Source organism: Pseudomonas parasichuanensis (genome assembly GCF_021601385.1).
Lineage (GTDB): Bacteria > Pseudomonadota > Gammaproteobacteria > Pseudomonadales > Pseudomonadaceae > Aquipseudomonas > Aquipseudomonas parasichuanensis.
In genome coordinates this window covers 1-18,848 of record NZ_BQHO01000008.1, presented here as the reverse complement: position 1 = coordinate 18,848, position 18,848 = coordinate 1, and the positions used below count along the sequence as shown (strand labels likewise).

The window sequence follows — 18,848 nt, the reverse complement described above, 5'->3', positions numbered from 1 at the left end:
CACGAGCGTTTTTAAGACCGATAGCATGTAGATCAAGCCAGGCTGCCGCGGGCTAGATCAACACTCCCGCCGGCGGCCCTACGACAATGGATCGGCCCCACGGGAGGAGAAGGAATGCCCCGCCAAAGCACTAGCCTGGCACCCGCCACGGCCCAGCTGCACCTGCGAGCCTTGCACAACCTCGGCCTGCGCCTGGTCAGCCCACTGTTGCTGTTGCTGCTGTGGGAACTGGCCTCGCGTACCGGGGTGCTGCCAGCGCGCATCATCGCCGCGCCCAGCACCATCGGTGACACGCTGGGGCAGATGATCGTCAGCGGCGAACTGGCCGGCCACCTGTGGGTGTCCCTCAAGCGCGCCCTGAGCGGCCTGGCCATTGGCGTGTCGATCGGCACCTTGCTGGCACTGTTGGCGGGGCTGTCGCGCCGGGGTGAGATCGCCATCGATTCACCTGTGCAAATGCTGCGCACCTTGCCGTTCCTGGCCATCGTGCCGCTGTTCATCCTCTGGTTCGGCGTGGGGGAAACACCGAAGATCGCGCTGATTGCCTTGGGCACCACCTTCCCGGTGTACCTCACGCTGTTCTCTGGCATTCGCGGTGTCGACCCCAAGCTGGTGGAGGCCGGCCAACTGTTCGGCCTGGGCCGGCTGGAGCTGGTTTGGCACGTGATCCTGCCCGGCGCCTTGCCCGCGTTCTTCGTGGGCCTGCGCTACGCCTTCGGCATCAGCTGGCTGGGCCTGGTGGTGGTCGAGCAGATCAACGCCAGCGCCGGGCTGGGCTACCTGGTCAACGATGCCCGCGACTTCATGCGCACCGATGTGATCGTCATCTGCCTGCTGGTCTACAGCGTGCTGGGCCTGTCGATCGACGGCCTGGTGCGTCTGCTCGAACGCCTGGCCCTGGCCTGGCGCCCCACCTTCATAAGGAACTGACCATGGATGTTGCACTGCAACGCCTGCGCCCACCGGTGCGGGTGCGCGGTTTGACGCGCCGGTTCGCAGGCCAGGCGGTGCTCGACGGCCTGGACCTGGACCTGGCTGCCGGCGAGTTCGTCGCCTTGTTGGGCCGTAGCGGCTCGGGCAAGACCACGCTGTTGCGGGCCCTGGCCGGGCTGGATGCGATGGATGCCGGCACGCTGGAGGTGCCGCAGGCCCATGCGGCGGTGTTCCAGGAGCCGCGGCTGATGCCCTGGAAACGGGCCTGGCGCAACGTGACCCTGGGGCTGCGCGGTGCCGAGCCGAAAAACCGGGCGCTGGCGGCCCTGCGCGAGGTGGGCCTGGCCCATCGGGTGCGGGCCTGGCCGGGCACCTTGTCCGGCGGTGAGGCACAGCGGGTGGCCCTGGCTCGCGCCCTGGTGCGCGAGCCGCAGCTGCTGCTGCTCGACGAGCCGTTCGCGGCGCTGGATGCCTTGACCCGCATTCGCATGCACCAGCTGATCATCGAGCTGTGGCGCAGCCACCAGCCCTCGGTGCTGCTGGTGACCCACGACGTCGATGAAGCCCTGCTGCTGGCCGACCGTGTGGTGGTGCTGGAGGCGGGGCGTATCGCCGAGCAGATCGCCATTCGCCTGCCGCGCCCGCGCGAGGTGGCCAGCCGCGGGTTTCAGGACCTGCGTCAGCATTTGCTGAGCCTGCTGGGGGTCGAACCTCCAGCTGCCAGCCATGCCCACACCCTTGCACGGACTGCCCAACGATGAGCCTCGATGTGAATACCCCTGCGCACACACTGGACCTTGACTCGCCAGCCTTCGCCGACCTGCTGGCGGAGCTGAGCGAGGCATTCGCCGCCAGCGCCGCCGAACATGACCGCCATGCCAGCTTTCCCCACGCCAACCTGCAACGCCTGCACCAGCATGGCCTGCTGGCCCTGACCGTGCCGCGTCGGCTGGGCGGCAGCGAGGCCACGCTGGCCCAGGCGCGGCGGGTGGTCGCCGCCGTGGCCCGGGGCGAGCCGTCCACGGCGCTGGTGCTGGTGATGCAGTATCTGCAGCACACCCGCTTGCAGCAGAACCAGGCGTGGCCGGAGCACCTGCGCCTGCAACTGGCCCGCGAGGCGGTGCAGCATGGCGCGCTGATCAACGCCCTGCGCGTCGAGCCCGACCTGGGCACACCGGCCCGTGGCGGCCTGCCGGGCACCATTGCCCGGCGTGTGCCCGAGGGTTGGCGTATCAATGGCCGCAAGATTTACTCCACCGGCATCCCCGGCCTGACCTGGCTGTCGGTGTGGGCGCGTAGCGACGAGGCCGAGCCACGCGTCGGCACCTGGCTGGTGCATCGCGATACGCCGGGCATTCGGGTCGAGGAAACCTGGGATCACTTAGGCATGCGGGCCACCTGCAGCCATGACGTGATCTTCGAGGATGTGCTGGTGCCTGCAGAACACGCCGTGGACATCCTGCCCGCGCACCAGCCACGCCCGTCCGAGCTGGACCACAACGGTGTGCTGTGGCTGGCGGTGCTGCTGTCGAGCATCTATGACGGTGTCGCCCGCGCCGCCCGCGACTGGCTGGTGGGCTGGCTGGCCGGGCGTACCCCGGCCAACCTCGGCGCACCGCTGTCGAGCCTGCCGCGCTTCCAGGAGCTGGTGGGGCGCATCGATGCCTTGCTGCTGTCCAACCGCGTGCTGCTCGATGCCGCCGCCGAAGGGCGCATCCCCGCCAGTGAAGCCACCCAGGTCAAGTACCTGGTCACCACTCAGGCCATCAGCGCCGTCGAGCTGGGCGTGGAGGCCATCGGCAACCCGGCGCTGGCCCGGGGCAATCCACTGGAGCGGCATTACCGCGATGTGCTGTGCAGCCGTATCCATACGCCGCAGAACGATGCGGTGCTGGGCGCCGCCGGGCGCACCGCCTTTGCCTTGCCCAGCCGTGGCGGCCAGGCATGAGCGGCGTGCGGATTGCCAGCCAGCTGGACGCGCGCTTCAACGCGTTGCTGGCCGAACAGTTGCCGGGGGTGGACGTGCTGGCAGTGCCCAGGGGCGTACCGCAGGCGTTGCCGGATGATGTGCTGGCGCTGGTGGCCGCACCCCACGCCGATTGGCGCGATGCGCCGGAGCCGCCCGTGGGCTGGCCGTATGGTCTGGGCTTCGTGCAACTGGCCAGCTCGGGGGTGGACGCTTTCCCTGACTGGCTGCTTGCACCGCTGCCGGTGGCCAGTGCCCGGGGGGTGACGGCGGACAGCCTGGCCGAGTTCGCCCTGGCGGCGATGTTCGCGGCCGCCAAGCAGCTGCCCGAGGTATGGATAGATGACAGTCGCCACTGGCAACAGCGCCCGCTGGCGTCGCTGGCGGGCAGTACCCTGGGGCTTTATGGCTTCGGCAGCATCGCGCAGTCACTGGCCGGCAAGGCGCTGGCGCTGGGTATGGAAGTGATCGCGCTGAGGCGCTCGCACACGCCTTATGAAGTGCCGGGGGTGCAGGGTGTGGCCAGCCTCGAGGCCTTGTTCGCCCGGGCCGATCACGTGGTGCTGGCGGCACCAGCCAGCGCTGAAACCCGGCATGTGGTCAATCAGCAGACCCTGGCCGCTGCCAAACCCGGCCTGCATCTGATCAACCTTGCCCGGGGTACGCTGGTGGACCAGCAGGCGTTGCTGCAAGCACTGGACAGCGGCCGCCTGGCCCTGGCCAGTCTCGATGTCACCGAGCCCGAGCCACTGCCGCCCGGCCACCCGTTGTACCGCCACCCCAAGGTCCGGCTGAGCCCCCACACCTCGGCGAACACGCCGCAGGTGTACCGCAACCTCGCCGCGCTGCTGGCGCGCAACCTTGAACATTTCCGTAGCGCACGACCGCTGGAAAACCTGCTGCAAGCCCACGGAGGAACCCCATGAGCGCCCATCAACCCTCTGCCTATTCACTGCCGCGCGATGGCCATACGGTGTTTCGCTGGCAGGAGCCGCCGCAGCAGGCCACGGTCGAGGCCGAGCGGCTGTTGCGCAAGCAGCGCCTGGCCGGTGCGTTCCGGCTGTTCGCCCGCCACGGCTTCGACATGGGCGGCGCCGGCCATATCACCGTGCGCGACCCGCAATACCCCGATCACTTCTGGGTCAACCCGGTGGGTGTGTACTTCGGCCATATCCGGGTCAGCGACCTGTTGCTGGTCAACCCCCACGGCGAGATCGTCGAAGGGCAGGGCGCGCTCAACCTGGCCGCGTTCGCCATCCATGCGGCCCTGCACGAGGCGCGCCCGGACGTGGTGGCGGCGGCCCATGCCCATTCGCTGTACGGCAAGGCGTTTTCCAGCCTGGGCCGGCTGCTCGACCCGCTGACCCAGGATGCCTGCGCCTTTCATGGCAAGCATGCGCTGTTCGACAACTTCACCGGCGTAGTGCTGGAGGCCAGCGAAGGGGCGCGGATCGCCGCCACGCTGGGGCCGGACAAGGTCGCGCTGATCCTGCAGAACCATGGCCTGCTCACCGTCGGGCGCACGGTGGAGGCGGCGGTGTGGCGTTTCATCGCCCTGGACAACGCTGCCCATGCGCAACTGCTGGCCCAAGCCGCAGGTACGCCACGGCCGATCCCCGCGGCCGTGGCCGAGCACACTGCACGGCAGGTGGGTACCGAGTTTGGCGGCTGGTTCAGTTTCCAGCCGTACTGGGACCGCCTGTTGCGCGACGAACCGGACTTTCTCGACTGAGTGCAAGGAGCATTGATGAACCGTCGTCGCTTTCTCAAGTACAGCGCCGTTGCCGGGTTGGCCTGTGCCCTGCCGGGCGCCTTCGCCCGCGACTGGCAGGGCCTTACCCTGGGTGTGGCCACCTACAAGGGCGCGGCACCGACCTTCTTCGAGCAGGCCGGTATCGAGCGCCCGCCCTACGCCGTGAAATATGCCGAGTTCAACGGCGGCAACCTTGGTTTCGAAGCGTTGATCAGCGGCACCCTCGACCTGGCGCCGATGAGTGAGATCCCACCGATCTTCGGCATCAGGAACCAGGCACCGGTCAAGCTCATCGCCGTGCTGACCGGCGACGTCAACAACCAGGCCTTCGTGGTGCCCAAGGGCTCGACCATGCAGTCGTTGGCGGAACTGCGCGGCAAGCGGGTGGGGTATATACGCTCCACCTCGTCGCACTACCTGCTGCTGCGCGCCCTTAAAGAGCAGGGCCTGACCCTGGATGACATCCAGCCCCTGGCACTGACGCCCCAGGATGGTTTTGCCGCGTTCCAGAACGGCAACCTGGATGTCTGGGTGACCTTTGGCTACTTCATCCAGCTGGCCGAGCTGCGCAGCGGCGCGCGGGTGCTGCGTACCGGGCAGGGCTACCTGTCGGGCAACTACGTGATCGCCGCCAACCAGCGCGCCATCGAAGACCCGCGCAAGCGCGCGGCCATCGAGGACTACGTGCAGCGCGAGTACCACAGCTGGCAGTGGGTACAGCGCAACCCCGAGGCCTGGGCGGCGCGCTGCGAGCAGATCCTCGGCATCCCTCGTGAGGTGTTCATGGCCCAGTACCGCGCACAAAGCGGGCCACGGGTGCTGCAGGCGGTGGACGATGCGGCGGTGCGTTCGCAGCAGGATGTCGCCGACACCTTTTATGCCGCCGGGGTGCTGCCTCAGCGCCTGGATGTGGCGCCGCTATGGGACCGCAGTTTCCGCTGGGAGCGTGTGTAGCCGTCCTGCGCGGCCGCAGCGGTGAACCGCCGCTTTTCTGTAGGAGCGGCCTTGCCGGTCCGGCGCCCCGGCAAGGCCGCTCCTACAGTGTGTGCAAGTCCATAGGCTTGCGCCCGCAGTCTTGTACACCTAGCGAAAGGATTTGCCCCTCATGTATCGCTTTCCCCATTACGCCGGATTCGCCCTGGTGCTGGCCTGCGCCTGTGCACAGGCCGATGTGCCGCCCGCTGTCCGGGCGCTGCACGAACGCCTGATCGTCCTCGACAGCCACCTGGACACACCGATGCAGCTGGCCCGGCCAGGTTGGGATATCAGCCAGCGCCACACCTACACCGACGATCTCTCCCAGGTGGACCTGCCGCGCATGCGCGAAGGCGGGCTGGATGGTGGGTTCTTCTCGGTGTTCACGCCCCAAGGGCCGCTTACCCCGGAGGGCCGCACCCTGGCCAGTGAACATGGCCTGGCGGTGATCACCCGGATCCGCGACATGGTCGCCGCACGGCCCACGGAATTCTCCCTGGCGACCGAGGCCAGGCAGGTACCGGCCATCGTCGCGTCGGGGCGCCGGGTGGTGCTGATCAGCATGGAGAACGCCGAACCGCTGGCGGCGGACCCTGGCCGGCTGGCCACCTACCACCGGCTGGGCCTGCGCATGCTGGGGCTGGTGCATGCGCAGAACAATACCTTCGCCGATTCGGCGACCGCGTTACCGCAGTGGCATGGGCTGAGCCCTGCCGGCAGGGCACTGGTGCTGGAGGCCAATCGGCTGGGGATACTCATCGATGTGTCCCACGCCTCCGATGCGGTGTTCGACCAGGTGCTGGCGCTGTCGAGCGCCCCGGTGATCGCCTCGCATTCGGGGGCCAGGGCGGTCGGGCCGCATCCGCGCAACCTCGATGACCAGCGTTTGCGCCGGCTGGCGGCCAAGGGTGGGGTGATCCAGGTGAACAGCTACGCCAGCGACCTGGTGCCGCGGCTACCCGACCCTGAGCGGGACAAGGCGCTGGCGCCGTTGTACCGGGAGTTTCGCCTGGCGGCGAGCCTGGCGCCCGCGCAGGTGGCGGACCTGGCCAGGCGCATCCGCGAGGCGGAGGCGTTGCACCCATTGCCGACCACCCGGCTGGACGATTTCATGCGTCACCTGCTGCATATCCTCGAAGTGGTCGGACCGAAGCACGTAGGGATTGGCGCGGACTGGGACGGTGGCGGCGGGGTGGAGGGGCTGCGCGATGTGAGCCAGTTGCCGGTGATCAGCCAGCGGTTGCTGGAGGCGGGGTATGGCGAGGGCGACCTTGCGGATATCTGGGGCGGCAACCTGCTGCGGGTGATGGGGGAGGCGCAGGCTGTGCATTGAGGCTAGAGGCCCTATCGCGGGGTAAGCCCGCACCCACGCCGCTGCTGATGTAACAAGATAATTATGCGAAATACGCAGCATGGAATGATAAAGACATTAAACAATTTAATATTTGCATATGCTCAAAATGTATTTCTCTTATCCCGATCGCCTCTCTAGGATGGCTCCACATAGAGCGTTATTGCAGCTTTGAATCAAGCGGTAATAACCGAATGCAATAACCGTGGACCAGGGAGAGTGCCCGCGATGCCTTTGACCAGACGACAGCTCATTGCCCGTATCGGCGCAGTCGGTGGCCTGCAGGCGGCCACCGCGGCGATGGGCCTGCTCGGGGTGATGAGCCCGGCGCGTGCCAGCCAGGAGAACTATGCGGCGCTGTCACCGGCCAGCGTAGGGCAGGGCGCCAGTGTCACGGTGGTCGGTGCTGGCATTGGTGGCCTGGTGGCCGCCTACGAACTGCGCAAGGCGGGCTTCGCGGTGACGGTGCTGGAAGCCCGTGAACGGGTGGGCGGGCGCAACTGGACCATCCGCGGTGGCGACCGCGTCGGCTTCACCGATGGCAGTATGCAGACCGCTGAGTTCGACCACGGCTTCTACCTCAATGCCGGCCCCGGGCGCTTGCCTAGCCACCATCAGCTGATGCTCGGTTACTGCCGTGAACTGGGGGTGGAGCTGGAGGTGCTGGTCAACACCAGCCGCAATGCCCTGGTGCGACCTGACCTGGAGCAACCGCCGATGCAGATCCGCCAGGCGGTGAATGACAGCCGTGGCCACCTGGCCGAGCTGCTGGCCAAGGCGGTCAATCGCCAGGCGCTGGACCAGGAACTGAGCCTGGCCGACCAGCGCAACCTGCTGGGCTTTCTGCGCTCCTGGGGCGACCTTTCGGAAAAGCTCGAGTACCTGGGTTCGGCGCGCTCGGGCTACAAGGTCTGGCCTGGGGCCGGCGATCAACTGGCCCAGCGCAATGATCCGTTGCCGCTGCGCACCTTGCTCAACCCGGCGCTGGGCACCGCACTGATGATCGACGAATACCCGGAGTTCTCACCCACCATGTTCCAGCCGGTGGGGGGCATGGACCGTATCCCCCTGGCCTTCCAGCGGCATTTGCAGGATGCCCTGCGCCTGGGGGCGCAGGTGGCCTCGATCCGCAACCATGAAGACCGGGTCGAAATCGGCTACCGGCACCATGGCCAGGACCTGCGGATCAGCAGCGACTACGCGGTGATCGCCTTGCCGTTGCCCTTGCTGGCCAAGCTCGACCACAACTTCAGCGCGGCGGCGCGCCAGGCGATTGCCAGCGTGCAGTTCGGCTATGCCAACAAGGTGGCCTGGCAGTCACGGCGCTTCTGGGAGACCGATTACCAGATCTACGGCGGGCTGTCGTTCATCAACCAGGCGTCGTCCGGGCTGTGGTACCCCAGCGGTGGCTTCAACCAGCCGGAGGGCATCCTGGTGGCTGCCTACAACAACGGCGAGGTCGCCCGGCAGTTCGGCGACAAGAGCGTGGCCGAGCAGATCGCCCTGTCGCGCCAGGCGGTGGAGCTGCTGCACCCTGGCCACGGCCATGAGCTGCGCAAGCCGCTGGTGGTCGACTGGAACCGCATCCCGCACAGCCTCGGCCCGTGGATCAACCATGCCCTGGCCGACGCCGACTACGACCTGCTCAATCAGGCCCAGGGCCGTGTGCACCTGACCAGCGACGGGCTGGCCCACAGCGGCGTGGGTATCTGGCAGGAGACCGCTGCCAGTGCCGCGAGGCGCGTGGTGCGCAACCTTTTCGAGCGTGCGCAAGGCACCTCGCATTCCCGGAAAACCGCCTGAACCCAGGCGATGCCGGGCTCATAACTTGAAACCATCTGCCAGGTAGCGGACCTCCGAGGCTGGCGCCTACACATCGTGGAGCTTCGCCATGCCTTTCAAATACGCCCTTCTGGGGTTGGGGGTTCTGTTTGCCGCTGCCGGCCAGGCTGCGGACATCGAGCGCATCCCTTCGAGCTTTCCCAACTCGCCGATCCTGCAGTCGGCGACCCTGCCGCCGGACACGGCGCTGACGTTCGTGTCCGGCATCTTGCCGGACCCGGTCGACCCCAAGGCGGCCAAGGACGCGCTGCGTGCCGGTGGCGACACCGAGGCGCAGACCGTCGCGGTGCTGCGCAAGGTCGAAGCCGCCCTGGCGCCCCGTGGCCTGGGCCTGGGCGATGTGGTGCAACTGCGGGTGTACCTGGTGGGCGACCCGCAGTTGCAGGGGCGCATGGACTTTGACGGCTTGCAGCGGGGCTTTCGGCAGTTCTTCGGCAGCGACCGGCAACCGTTGAAGCCGACCCGCACCACGGTGCAGGTGGCCGGGCTGGTATTGCCCGGTGCCTTGATCGAGGTCGAGGCGGTCGCCGCCAAAACCCGCTGAGCCCTTATTGAATGCGACATGACGGCCGCGAGAACGGCCGCCTCAAGGAAGTCCCCAGATGCCCAAGACCTTCGTGCTTTCCCCAGTGGCCGCGGCCCTGGCCCTTGCTTTTACCGGCGAAGCCTTCGCCGTCGACGACCCGGCCCTGTCCACCGTGGTGGTGACCGGTGTGCGTGGCAGCCAGCAACGTACCGTGACCGACAGCCCGGTGCCGGTGGACGTGATCTCCGGCGAGCAGCTGCGCACCAGTGGCCAGAACGGCCTCAAGGACATGCTCACGCGCCTGTTGCCGTCGTTCAACGCGCCGACCATCAACGGCGGCGGTACGGCGTTCCTGGTGCGCGGCATCAGCATGCGCGGGCTGGGTGGTGACCAGGTGCTGATCCTGGTCAACGGCAAGCGCCGCCACAACACGGCGATGATCAACAACAACGCCCGGGTGGGCACGGCGGCCGTGCCGGTGGACCTGGACCTGATCCCCACCGCGGCCATCGAGCGTATAGAGGTACTGCGCGATGGCGCGGCGGCGCAATATGGCTCGGACGCGATCGCCGGGGTGATCAACATCATCCTCAAGCGGGACGCCGAGGGCATCACCTCCGACAGTTCCGTGGGCCAGTACTATGCCGGCGATGGCACCAGCGGCCATGAAGCGGCCAACGCGGGCTTCGCGCTGGGCGACGGCGGTTTCGCCAACCTGTCGTTCGACGCCAAGCTGCAGGAACCCTACGACCGCGCCGGCGCCGTGCGCGGCAATTTCACCACCTTGGCCAACGGCCAGCCTGACCCACGGCTGACCGAGCGCCATGGCTGGGGCGAGGAATATGGCCTGGGCCGCGACCGTACCTACAGTGGCGCCTACAACCTTGAACTGCCGTTGGGCGAGGACCTGAAGCTGTATTCGTTCTCGACCCTGAGCTACCGCGACGGCAAGAAAGTGCTGGGCCACCGCGCCCCCACCGACATCACGGCCACCAACTGGCTGGCCAACCCGCCGTACCCCAAGGGCGGCCAGGCCACCCGTGAAGTGGAGGAGACCGATTACCAGGTGCTCGCCGGGCTCAAGGGGCTGGCCGCCGACTGGGACTACGACCTGTCGACCACTTACGGTCGCGACAAGGCCAAGCTGTACACCGACAACAACCTCAGGGTGGCGGTGGACGACGCGCTGGTACAGGACCTGGCCAACACGGCGCGGCTGTATCAGGAGGAGGGGGTCATCGCGACAGGCTTCGAGGCCGAACATCTGGTGGATCGCCAATTCAATTCGCCGCAATAAGTTCAACTAGCGACGAACTTTAAAATGAAACTTTTATAATCTTCATGCGCATTGCTGATAATTATCAAAGTTGCTTTGTAATATTTTGAAAAATGTTTGGATGTTAGAGAAAAACGATATTTCACAAGTGCTTGGGTATTACTGAAGATGACCTGGCGTTGAAAGGAACTCACGACAAGGACGTCGCCTCAAGCGCAATGAACCGTTCAAGGAATAGGCGAGGGAGTGTTCATGCTGACCGTTACCACCGTCGAAGCGTTGACTGCTGCACAGATACAAGATGTTATTCACGCCCGCACCCTGGGCATCCAGATCAAAGGTTTTGCATCGCCCGATACCGTGGCCTTGGCCCTGGACCGGCTGAGCCATCATGAACTGCGTGGCGCCTTCAGTGAGCAGACCGAGTTCGTGCGCCTCGGCAAGGCCTACATCGAGATCAACGACGATGCCAGCCGTGCCGCTTATCACGACCAGGCAATCACCAATATCCGCAAGATCCGCAGCGCCTTCGGGCCGCTGGCATCGCCCATCGACCAACTGCGCCTGCTGCTCGATGAAGTCTGGGCAAAGGGTGCGCGGCTGCTGGATGTGAACGGGCAGAAATGCTTCGTTGGCATCGCCCGCTTTCAGGGCAACAACGTCGACCTGACGCCGCACACCGATGACCTGGCGCGCAACGCCCCGCAAGACCATCACCCGCAGTTGCTGACCCAGCTCTCCACCAACATCTACCTGCAGATCCCCGAGGACGGCGGCGAACTGGAAATCTGGAACCTGCACCCGGACGAACGCGAATATACCCGGCTGCGTGGCGAGCGCGCCTATGGCATCGAGCGGCACCTGCTGCCGCCGCCGGACCTGGTGGTCAAACCCGAGCCGGGCGACCTGATCTTCCTCAATCCGCGGCTGATCCATGCTGTGCGGCCGTCGGCCAGCAGCACCCGGGTCACCCTCGGCGTATTCATCGGTTATTTCGGCGACGACCAGCCTTTGGCCTACTGGAGCTAGACGACATGAGCAATGTGGAAGCGATCAATCTCAAAGCCTATTTCAACAAGGGTGGCGAAGAACTGGACTTCACCGGCAAGCGCTGCGTGCTGGCGATCAGCGTGGGGCAGGAGTACCACGAGGAGCAGAAGCTCAGCTCGACGGTGCACCTGATCAACAAGTCCGGTTTCAGCCAGGTGAAGGTCGTGGTGGCCGACACCTTGCAGCGCCACAACAAGCACGGCAAGTCGCCGGGCGAGGCGTTGTCGGCGTCGATCCGCGACGGCGATGCGTGGCTGGCACGCAACCGCAAGTACCTGGCGGGGCTGGAGGCGCCGGTGAGCATCAGCCGCTGGAACCAGGAGCTGGCCTCGGACCGTTATGCCGACCTGCGTCAGCAGGTGAACGCGCTGTACCGTGACAGCGAGGATCTGCGCGGGGCTATCGAGAGCACCATTGGCGTGTTCATCGAGCGCTTGCGATTGCGCGACCCCGAGGCTGACCTTGAGCGTGCCGCCGCCCAGTGCCGCGAGTACATCCTGGAAGAGGTGCCGATCATCCTGCCGCAGTGGGCGCAGGAGGGTTACGACTATGTGATCTACCCGCAGCAGATGACCCATGCCATGGCCGAAGCGCGGCGCCTGCTGATCGAGCCCCATGCCCCCGAGCGGGTGCACTGGCTGCCGCTCAAGTTCAAGAAACGCGGCATCCCGATTCCCTTCAACTTGCCGGGGGCGGCGCACCCGGCCTGGGCCGGCAGTGCCATCGCCATCTGAAAGCCTTTACCACGCAGGCCCCACGCCACACGGACGACGGCCTTCTTACTGAAATGACGGAAGGAGTTTCCATGGGCGTTTTTGCGCAACAGCAACGCAAATGGTGGGCTTTGCTCGGGGTGAGCATCGCCAGTTTTCTTGGGTGTGTGGACTTCACCATCGTCAACACGGCGTTGCCGGCGCTACAGGCCGAGCTTGGTGCGACAGTGGACAGCCTGCAATGGGTTATCAATGGCTTCATTCTGGCGTTGTCCAGCGCCATGGTGCTGGTGGGGCGCCTGGCCGACCTCAAGGGCCGCCGGCGGGTGCTGAGCATAGGCCTGGTGGTATTCGGGCTGGCCTCGCTCGGTGCGGGGCTTTCCAGCGACATCGATACGCTGGTGGCCGCCCGGATTGCCCAAGGGCTGGCGTGCGCGGTGCTGTACACCGCCTCTGGAGCGATCGTCGCGGCGACCTTTGCCAGTGAGGAGCAGGGCAAGGCGTTCGGCGTGCTGTTCGGTGTCAACGGTATTGGCCTTGCGGCCGGGCCGGTGTTGGGTGGGCTGATCACCAGTGCCTTCGGTTGGCAGTGGATCTTCCTGGTCAACGTGCCTTTCGTGTTGCTGAGCCTGGCGATCATTGCCGTAGCGGCGCAAGAGTCGCGTGCGCAGCAGAACGATTCGCGCCTCGACTGGCTTGGAGCGGTGTTGCTGCTGGTGGGCTTGCCGAGCCTGGTGCTGGTGATCGTGCAGGGCACCACCTGGGGCTGGACATCGCTGCAGACATTGCGCGTGCTGGCGATTGCAGTCGTGGCGTTGCTGGCGTTTGTCGGGGTGGAGTTGCGGGTGCAGGCACCGATCATCGACCTGCGGCTGTTCGCCAACCGGCGCTTCGCGGCGGCGGTGACGGCCAGTTTCGGGCTGGCGGTATTCTACTGCGTCGCGTTCTTCTTGATGCCGCTGTATCTGGCATTGATACGTGGCGAGAGTGTTCAGGCCAGTGGGCTGTTGCTGCTGCCGACCACGCTTGGGGTGGCGTTCTTGTCTCCGCTGGTCGGGCGGCTGGTGGACCGCAAAGGCCCGGCGCTGCTGGTGCAGGCCGGGTTGCTGCTGTTCGTGCTGTCGGCCGGGCTACAGGCTGCGTTCAGCGAAGCCACGTCGCTGGTTCATCTGTTGGCGGCCTTTGCCGTGATGGGCCTGGGCTGGGCATGCATCCTCGGGCCTTCCACGGTGCTGGGCATTTCGTCGGTGCCGCAGCAGGTGAGTTCGGTGGCCATGGGCTCACTGATGACCCTGCACAACGTCGGTGGCGGCCTGGGGCTGGCGGTGGGGGCTGGGCTTTACCGCGAAGTGGCGGCGCAGGCGTTGTCGCGGGCCACAGGGCTGCCTGCGCAGACCGACTGGCTGGCCCGGGCGGCGGCCTCGCCGGAGCAGGGCGCAGCATTGCTTGCCCAGCACCTGGGGCAGGGCAGCGATGTGTTGCAAGGTTGGGTGCATGACGCGTTTCTGCAAGGCTACCAGGCACTGATGATCTTCCTGGCCGTGAGCCTGGTGCTGGTCTGGGGGGCAGTGCGCGTACTGCTGCGCACCAAGGCACTTGCCGCGCCTGCGCAGGAGCCTAACCATGGCAAGGCGTGACGCACGCCTGCGGCTGGGCGCTTTCCTGTCCGGTTCGGGCGCCCATGCCGGCAGCTGGCGCCACCCGCAGGCGGATGCCGATGCCTCGATCAACTTCGAGCGCTATCGGCAGTACGCCCAGACGTTGGAGCGGGGGCGTTTCGACGCGCTGTTCCTCAATGACAACGTGGCAGTGGGGGACCTGGACCCTCGGGTATTGCGCAGCAGTGCCTACAGCCTGCGCTGGGACCCGCTGACCTTGCTGCCGGCGTTGGCCGTGGTGACACGGCATATCGGCCTGATCGCCACCGCCAACACCAGCTTCAACGAGCCGTACAACATTGCCCGCAAGTTCGCGTCGCTCGATCATCTGTCCGGTGGCAGGGCCGGATGGAACCTGGTGACGGCGTTGATTGGCGGCGAGAACTTCAACCAGCCGGGGCATCTGCCGCATGCCGACCGTTATGCGCGCGCCGAAGAGTTTTTCGATGTGGTGACCGGGTTGTGGGACAGCTGGGCGGACGATGCGTTTGTGTTGGACAAGGTGTCGGGCACCTGGCTTAAGCCAGAGCGCATGCGTGTGCTCGACCATCAGGGCGAACACTTCCGTGTACGTGGGCCATTGAACGCGCCTCGGCCGGTGCAGGGCTGGCCGGTGATTGCCCAGGCCGGCTCTTCGCCGGCAGGCCGTGCGCTGGCGGCGCGCAGCGCCGAGTTGGTGTTCACCGCCCAGCAAAGCCTGGAGGAGGGCAGAGCCTTCTACGACGATATCCACCAGCGCCTGGCCAACGCTGGCCGTGCGCCGACGGCCCTGAAGGTGTTTCCCGGGCTGGCACCCGTGGTCGGGCGCACCGCCAGCGAGGCGCAGGAGAAGCACGAGCAATTGCAAGCCTTGGTGGACCCGGAGGCGGCCCTCAAGGCGCTGTCGTTCCTGCTGGATATCGGCATCGATCTGGAGCGCCTGGCCCCGGATGCGCCGGTGGTGTTGCCGGACCCATTGCCTGTGACCGAGCGCCACAAAAGCCGTCAGCAATTGGTGGTGGACTTGATTCGCCGGGAGCGGCCCACGGCCGGGCAACTGCTGCGCAAGCTGGGGGCGGGTGGGCACCGGTTGATGGTCGGCACGCCCCAGCAGATTGTCGATGAGATGGCGACCTGGTTCGAGGAGGGTGCGGCGGATGGTTTCAATCTGTTGTTCACCCATTTACCAGGTGGGCTGGATGATTTCGTTGAATGGGTGATACCCGAGTTGCAGCGCGTCGGCTTGTTCAGACGTGAATACGAAGGGCGGACATTACGCGAAAACCTGGGCCTGGACGCTGTGCAGAATCGGCACTTCGCGGGGTGAGTCGATTATTGCGCTAGAAGAGCCGAATCCCTGCGGAGACTTCGACGGTTTTACTGATGTTGTAGCCGACCACACGCCATTGATCAGCTTCCTCGCTGAGCAGCACGGCTTCGGTGACCACAATGTTTGCAAACGTCGACTGGCTCTGAACGGCTGCGTAATGGCCGGGCGGCGCATCCGGTAGCTGTTTGGTGAACGCAACCTGGAACTGATCACGTTGCTTGAGCTCACCAAGCCCCGCGCGCAAACCGCGGATTCCTTTTACCCAGTTCGACTCGGATGTCGCTGCCTTGAGGGCCGAGCCAGCAGGCGGCCAGGTCATGTCGATTCGTCCTGCATCCAGCAACAACAGGAATTCGGCCGCTGTGTCGGCTGCCAGCCGCTGTTGTTGCGCTGAGTCTGGCTGGGAGAGCGTGACTGCCGATGCGTTTGAGGTGGGTACGTTGGTGTTGATCGCGACATCGCAGCCTGAGAGTAGCGACACGCTGACACATAGGGCGAAAACCTGCTTCATGCAAAGCCTCGAGTGTTGAGGGGTCCAGCAGACGATTAAATCGAATGTCGCAGGCAATGGCCAGTCGAGCGCGCAAAGGTCAGCTTGACCGGCGTCATGACTGAACCCAAGGGGCAAAGGCTGCAGGGTTGAACCGCTCGCTGGTGTCCATTCGTATGTTTCTCAGGTCGAGCGTTTGCAGATGGGTTTCATACAGCGCATCCGCGAAGTAGCCGATCAGGATGGAGCGCCGACGCGCGCCGGAGTGGTTCAGGCTGGCGGCATGCACCAGGTCGACGTCGAACACCAGGATGTCGCCTGCCGCACCAGACAGTTGCACGACCCCGGATTCGTCGCTGAAGTCGCAGGGCGGGGCGTCGGTGGCGGGGCGATGGCTGCCGGGAATGAGGCGGGTGGCGCCGTTCTGGGGGCCGTAGTCGTCGAAGAAGGCCAGGGCGTTGGCGATGTCGCCCGGCCGGTGCACCGACAGGTCGCGGTGCAGTTGCTGGTAACCACCACCGGCCAGCGGCTCGCGGCCATCCACCTGGGAAAGGAAGAAGCGTTCGCCGATCAGTTCGCCGACGGCGGCCAGGACCTGGGGCAGGCGGCACACCCGCTGGATCATCGGGTCGGTGTCCAGCAGCGAATGGCGCCAGTCATTGCCGCGCGGCATTGGCCATTGGTCCGAGGGCTTGCTACAGGTGTCGAAGGTACTGCGCAGGGCCTGCAGCCAGTCGGCTGGGATCGCCTGGCGCAGGAGGAGGTAGCCGTCTTGGTGGAGCTGGTCGCGCGGGATCATGGCGGGCGAAGTCCTTTGTTGATAACTCGACTAAATGCTTATTTAGTTGAGTTATCGCCGATTATTGTGGATTTTGGCCGAAGTTACTGCGAATTATCAGGATAAGGTTCGCACAGAGTAGTGGCTAGCCATTGCATGAACCAAAGGGCATCGGAAGAGGGGGCTTGTGCCGGGGTCAGCAGTTGATAGCTTTCCAGCGGCACTGCCTGCGCCACGCAGCGCACCAGTGTGCCTTCGCGCAGTTCCCGACCAACCAGCACCTCATTGGCCAATGCGATGCCATGACCACGCTGGGCCAGGTTCAGCACAATGTCGTTGCTGACATGCGAGGTCTGCGCCTTGACCCGTACGCGAAGGCCCAGGGCTGCGAACCAGCTGTTCCACCAGGTGCCGTCGTCCACATGAATCAGCTGACAGCCCGGCAGGTCTTCAGCCTCCAGCCCCGCGGGCAGTTGTGCGCGGTAGCCTGGCGCACAAACCGGAAACACTTCTGGGCGGATCAACACCTCGCGCACGCCGGAGAGCTCGCCAGGCAACCCGTAGGCGATGGCCAGATCCGCCTGGCGCGCGTCGACGCTGTTGAAGGTTGAATTGGGTTCGATGGCGATTTTCAGATCCGGTCGCAGGCTGTGCAGGATCTCGATTCGGGGCGTCAGCCAGCGTGAGGCGAACGCCGGGCCGCAGAGGATGCGCAACCAACGCTCATCGCCGCGCTTGGCCAGGCGTGCCCCTGCATCTGCGAGCATCTGCAGGGCTTCGGCGGCGGCCTTGTAATAGTGCGCGCCTTGCAAGGTCAGGCTGACGCCACGCGATGAGCGTTCAAGCAGGCGCACACCCAGCCAGTCTTCAAGGTTTTTCACGTGGCGGCCGATGGCCGGCTGGGTCACATGCAGCGCTTGCGAGGCGGCGACGTAGCTACCCAGGCGCGCCGCGGCTTCGAAGGCACGCACGGCGTTGAGCGGGGGCAAGCGATCACGGTTCATGGCGGCCTGGCTGTTAGTTTTTGTAATAGTGGCTGCAAATTTATTGTGCTTTTCGGCGTGATACAAGTTGCCGACACTCCAACGAGCGTAATTCCACGCTTTGAGGAGCCACCGATGCGACCTACAACAAGAAAGAAGTCGTTCACCGGCCTGAGCCTGCTGGCCCTGGCACTTACCTCCGGCCTGACCCAGGCCGCCGAAAGCAAGGGCGCGTGCGGCGTGCCAGGCCTAGAGCAGTGCCCGCGGCCGTTCGACAAGGTGCTGCCGGCGCCCAAGGATATGCTCAGTTGGGATCAAGAGACCCGTGTGGTGGGTTTTCGTAATACGTATCGTATGTACGACGGGGATGTATTCAGTACACATAAATCCAAAGCGTTCCCGCTACCGGCAGCGAGCAAACCGCTCAAGGACGTGCAGTACAGCCTGGAAGGCAAGGAACGCGGCCTTGCCGATTACCTGGCCAGCCAGAGCGTGACCGGTTTGTTAGTACTCAAAGACGGCAAGATTGCCTATGAGTACTATGGCAAGGGCAATACATCGCAAACCCTGTGGACCTCGCGCTCGGTGGCCAAATCGGTGGTCAGCGTGTTGGTCGGCATGGCAGTGAAGGAAGGCAAGATCAAGTCCGTGGACGACAAGATCTCGGTCTACATTCCGGAACTCAAAGGCTCCGAATGGCAGGACGTGACCCTGCACCAGTTGATGCAGCACACCTCTGGCGTGCAATGGAACGAAGATTACACCTCCAAAGACTCCGATTTCTCACATATGACGCAGTGCGAGGCCAAGCCTGAGCCTTATGACTGCGTGCTCAACCTGGTGCGCTCGGTCAAGCGCAAGCCAGGCGTCAAGCCTGGTGAAGTCTGGTCCTATAACACCGGGGGTGCCTGGTTGGTGGGCCGCGTACTGGAAAACGCCACGGGCATGACCATTGCCAAGTATCTGGAAAGCCGCCTGTGGAGCCGTTACGGCATGCAGCAGGATGGTGTCTGGCATGCGCTGGTCCCTGGAAAAGTCGACATGGGCGGCCACGGTTTCAACGCCACGCTGCGCGACTGGGGTCGTTTTGGCGAATTCGTGCTTGATGGCGGACAACTGTGTTGGCGCTGATGGAAAATTGACCCACCCTGCCGATTGAAATTTGACCCAGGGCGGATTGCTGATTTTGTTACCAGCAACTGTGGATAAGTCTACCAGCGCAGCTGCTGTTGCCCCCACTCCTTC

The 18,848-nt window shown here is 65.1% G+C and carries 18 protein-coding genes; 15 read left to right on the top strand and 3 right to left on the bottom strand.

Annotated features, from left to right (window positions below; translation table 11 throughout):
- Positions 1 to 114 precede the first annotated feature (114 nt).
- The 14 genes from L6D77_RS08745 to L6D77_RS08680 all read left to right on the top strand — a co-directional run bounded on the left by L6D77_RS08745 (position 115) and on the right by L6D77_RS08680 (position 15,349).
- Positions 115 to 930: an ABC transporter permease gene (locus L6D77_RS08745; protein WP_309295651.1), complete on the top strand. Its 816-nt coding sequence runs from the start codon at positions 115 to 117 to the stop codon at positions 928 to 930.
- 2 nt (positions 931 to 932) lie between these two features.
- Positions 933 to 1,694 (top strand): ABC transporter ATP-binding protein, encoded by a 762-nt coding sequence (locus tag L6D77_RS08740; protein WP_373870581.1) that lies wholly within the window; start codon positions 933 to 935, stop codon positions 1,692 to 1,694.
- A complete protein-coding gene (locus tag L6D77_RS08735; protein WP_232881138.1) occupies positions 1,691 to 2,881 on the top strand; it encodes an acyl-CoA dehydrogenase family protein in 1,191 nt (396 codons plus the stop codon). Before L6D77_RS08740 ends, L6D77_RS08735 begins: the two co-directional genes overlap by 4 nt.
- Entirely contained in the window at positions 2,878 to 3,825 is a 948-nt protein-coding gene (locus tag L6D77_RS08730) for an NAD(P)-dependent oxidoreductase (RefSeq protein ID WP_232881136.1), read from the top strand. The genes L6D77_RS08735 and L6D77_RS08730 overlap by 4 nt, the downstream gene beginning before the upstream one ends.
- Positions 3,822 to 4,631, top strand: coding sequence for a class II aldolase/adducin family protein (locus L6D77_RS08725; RefSeq protein WP_232881134.1), 810 nt, complete (start codon positions 3,822 to 3,824; stop codon positions 4,629 to 4,631). The genes L6D77_RS08730 and L6D77_RS08725 overlap by 4 nt, the downstream gene beginning before the upstream one ends.
- 15 nt (positions 4,632 to 4,646) lie before the next feature.
- Positions 4,647 to 5,606: an ABC transporter substrate-binding protein gene (locus L6D77_RS08720; RefSeq protein WP_232881132.1), complete on the top strand. Its 960-nt coding sequence runs from the start codon at positions 4,647 to 4,649 to the stop codon at positions 5,604 to 5,606.
- Between the two features lie 151 nt (positions 5,607 to 5,757).
- Positions 5,758 to 6,960, top strand: coding sequence for a dipeptidase (locus L6D77_RS08715; RefSeq protein WP_232881123.1), 1,203 nt, complete (start codon positions 5,758 to 5,760; stop codon positions 6,958 to 6,960).
- A 246-nt stretch (positions 6,961 to 7,206) separates the two neighbouring features.
- Positions 7,207 to 8,781, top strand: coding sequence for a flavin monoamine oxidase family protein (locus L6D77_RS08710; protein WP_232881121.1), 1,575 nt, complete (start codon positions 7,207 to 7,209; stop codon positions 8,779 to 8,781).
- Positions 8,782 to 8,869: 88 nt separating this feature from the next.
- Complete coding sequence (locus tag L6D77_RS08705; protein ID WP_232881119.1) at positions 8,870 to 9,364, top strand: RidA family protein; 495 nt, start codon at positions 8,870 to 8,872, stop codon at positions 9,362 to 9,364.
- A 58-nt stretch (positions 9,365 to 9,422) separates the two neighbouring features.
- Positions 9,423 to 10,643, top strand: coding sequence for a TonB-dependent receptor plug domain-containing protein (locus tag L6D77_RS08700; RefSeq protein ID WP_232881117.1), 1,221 nt, complete (start codon positions 9,423 to 9,425; stop codon positions 10,641 to 10,643).
- 231 nt (positions 10,644 to 10,874) lie between these two features.
- Positions 10,875 to 11,651 carry a 2OG-Fe(II) oxygenase gene (locus L6D77_RS08695; protein WP_232881106.1) on the top strand — a complete coding sequence of 259 codons (777 nt, stop codon included), beginning with the start codon at positions 10,875 to 10,877 and terminating at the stop codon, positions 11,649 to 11,651.
- 5 nt (positions 11,652 to 11,656) lie between these two features.
- Complete coding sequence (locus L6D77_RS08690; protein WP_232881104.1) at positions 11,657 to 12,406, top strand: tRNA-dependent cyclodipeptide synthase; 750 nt, start codon at positions 11,657 to 11,659, stop codon at positions 12,404 to 12,406.
- Between the two features lie 71 nt (positions 12,407 to 12,477).
- Entirely contained in the window at positions 12,478 to 14,022 is a 1,545-nt protein-coding gene (locus L6D77_RS08685) for a DHA2 family efflux MFS transporter permease subunit (RefSeq protein WP_232881102.1), read from the top strand.
- The gene (locus L6D77_RS08680; RefSeq protein ID WP_232881088.1) at positions 14,009 to 15,349 is read left to right on the top strand and encodes an LLM class flavin-dependent oxidoreductase; all 1,341 of its coding nucleotides are present in this window, start codon (positions 14,009 to 14,011) and stop codon (positions 15,347 to 15,349) included. The genes L6D77_RS08685 and L6D77_RS08680 overlap by 14 nt, the downstream gene beginning before the upstream one ends.
- Positions 15,350 to 15,362: 13 nt before the next feature.
- On the opposite strand, the gene L6D77_RS08675 is transcribed toward L6D77_RS08680, so the two are convergent.
- The 3 genes from L6D77_RS08675 to L6D77_RS08665 form a co-directional block, all read right to left on the bottom strand.
- Positions 15,363 to 15,863, bottom strand: a complete 501-nt coding sequence (locus L6D77_RS08675; RefSeq protein WP_232881086.1) for a DUF4019 domain-containing protein — start codon at positions 15,861 to 15,863, stop codon at positions 15,363 to 15,365.
- 94 nt (positions 15,864 to 15,957) lie between these two features.
- Entirely contained in the window at positions 15,958 to 16,641 is a 684-nt protein-coding gene (locus tag L6D77_RS08670) for a phytanoyl-CoA dioxygenase family protein (RefSeq protein ID WP_232881084.1), read from the bottom strand.
- An 83-nt stretch (positions 16,642 to 16,724) separates the two neighbouring features.
- Positions 16,725 to 17,624 carry a LysR substrate-binding domain-containing protein gene (locus tag L6D77_RS08665; RefSeq protein ID WP_232881082.1) on the bottom strand — a complete coding sequence of 300 codons (900 nt, stop codon included), beginning with the start codon at positions 17,622 to 17,624 and terminating at the stop codon, positions 16,725 to 16,727.
- Positions 17,625 to 17,738: 114 nt separating this feature from the next.
- Here L6D77_RS08665 and L6D77_RS08660 point away from each other — a divergent pair, with 114 nt between their 5' ends.
- Complete coding sequence (locus tag L6D77_RS08660; RefSeq protein ID WP_236170036.1) at positions 17,739 to 18,734, top strand: serine hydrolase domain-containing protein; 996 nt, start codon at positions 17,739 to 17,741, stop codon at positions 18,732 to 18,734.
- The last annotated feature ends 114 nt before the right edge of the window (positions 18,735 to 18,848 follow it).

What these genes read in the sequence shown, in the direction of transcription:
- L6D77_RS08670 (WP_232881084.1), bottom strand. Translation starts at nt 16,641, where the DNA reads ATGATCCCGCGCGACCAGCTCCACCAAGACGGCTACCTCCTCCTGCGC.
- L6D77_RS08695 (WP_232881106.1), top strand. Translation starts at nt 10,875, where the DNA reads ATGCTGACCGTTACCACCGTCGAAGCGTTGACTGCTGCACAGATACAA.
- L6D77_RS08735 (WP_232881138.1), top strand. Translation starts at nt 1,691, where the DNA reads ATGAGCCTCGATGTGAATACCCCTGCGCACACACTGGACCTTGACTCG.
- L6D77_RS08690 (WP_232881104.1), top strand. Translation starts at nt 11,657, where the DNA reads ATGAGCAATGTGGAAGCGATCAATCTCAAAGCCTATTTCAACAAGGGT.
- L6D77_RS08705 (WP_232881119.1), top strand. Translation starts at nt 8,870, where the DNA reads ATGCCTTTCAAATACGCCCTTCTGGGGTTGGGGGTTCTGTTTGCCGCT.
- L6D77_RS08720 (WP_232881132.1), top strand. Translation starts at nt 4,647, where the DNA reads ATGAACCGTCGTCGCTTTCTCAAGTACAGCGCCGTTGCCGGGTTGGCC.
- L6D77_RS08715 (WP_232881123.1), top strand. Translation starts at nt 5,758, where the DNA reads ATGTATCGCTTTCCCCATTACGCCGGATTCGCCCTGGTGCTGGCCTGC.
- L6D77_RS08675 (WP_232881086.1), bottom strand. Translation starts at nt 15,863, where the DNA reads ATGAAGCAGGTTTTCGCCCTATGTGTCAGCGTGTCGCTACTCTCAGGC.
- L6D77_RS08740 (WP_373870581.1), top strand. Translation starts at nt 933, where the DNA reads ATGGATGTTGCACTGCAACGCCTGCGCCCACCGGTGCGGGTGCGCGGT.
- L6D77_RS08700 (WP_232881117.1), top strand. Translation starts at nt 9,423, where the DNA reads ATGCCCAAGACCTTCGTGCTTTCCCCAGTGGCCGCGGCCCTGGCCCTT.
- L6D77_RS08660 (WP_236170036.1), top strand. Translation starts at nt 17,739, where the DNA reads ATGCGACCTACAACAAGAAAGAAGTCGTTCACCGGCCTGAGCCTGCTG.
- L6D77_RS08730 (WP_232881136.1), top strand. Translation starts at nt 2,878, where the DNA reads ATGAGCGGCGTGCGGATTGCCAGCCAGCTGGACGCGCGCTTCAACGCG.
- L6D77_RS08725 (WP_232881134.1), top strand. Translation starts at nt 3,822, where the DNA reads ATGAGCGCCCATCAACCCTCTGCCTATTCACTGCCGCGCGATGGCCAT.
- L6D77_RS08745 (WP_309295651.1), top strand. Translation starts at nt 115, where the DNA reads ATGCCCCGCCAAAGCACTAGCCTGGCACCCGCCACGGCCCAGCTGCAC.
- L6D77_RS08710 (WP_232881121.1), top strand. Translation starts at nt 7,207, where the DNA reads ATGCCTTTGACCAGACGACAGCTCATTGCCCGTATCGGCGCAGTCGGT.
- L6D77_RS08665 (WP_232881082.1), bottom strand. Translation starts at nt 17,624, where the DNA reads ATGAACCGTGATCGCTTGCCCCCGCTCAACGCCGTGCGTGCCTTCGAA.
- L6D77_RS08685 (WP_232881102.1), top strand. Translation starts at nt 12,478, where the DNA reads ATGGGCGTTTTTGCGCAACAGCAACGCAAATGGTGGGCTTTGCTCGGG.
- L6D77_RS08680 (WP_232881088.1), top strand. Translation starts at nt 14,009, where the DNA reads ATGGCAAGGCGTGACGCACGCCTGCGGCTGGGCGCTTTCCTGTCCGGT.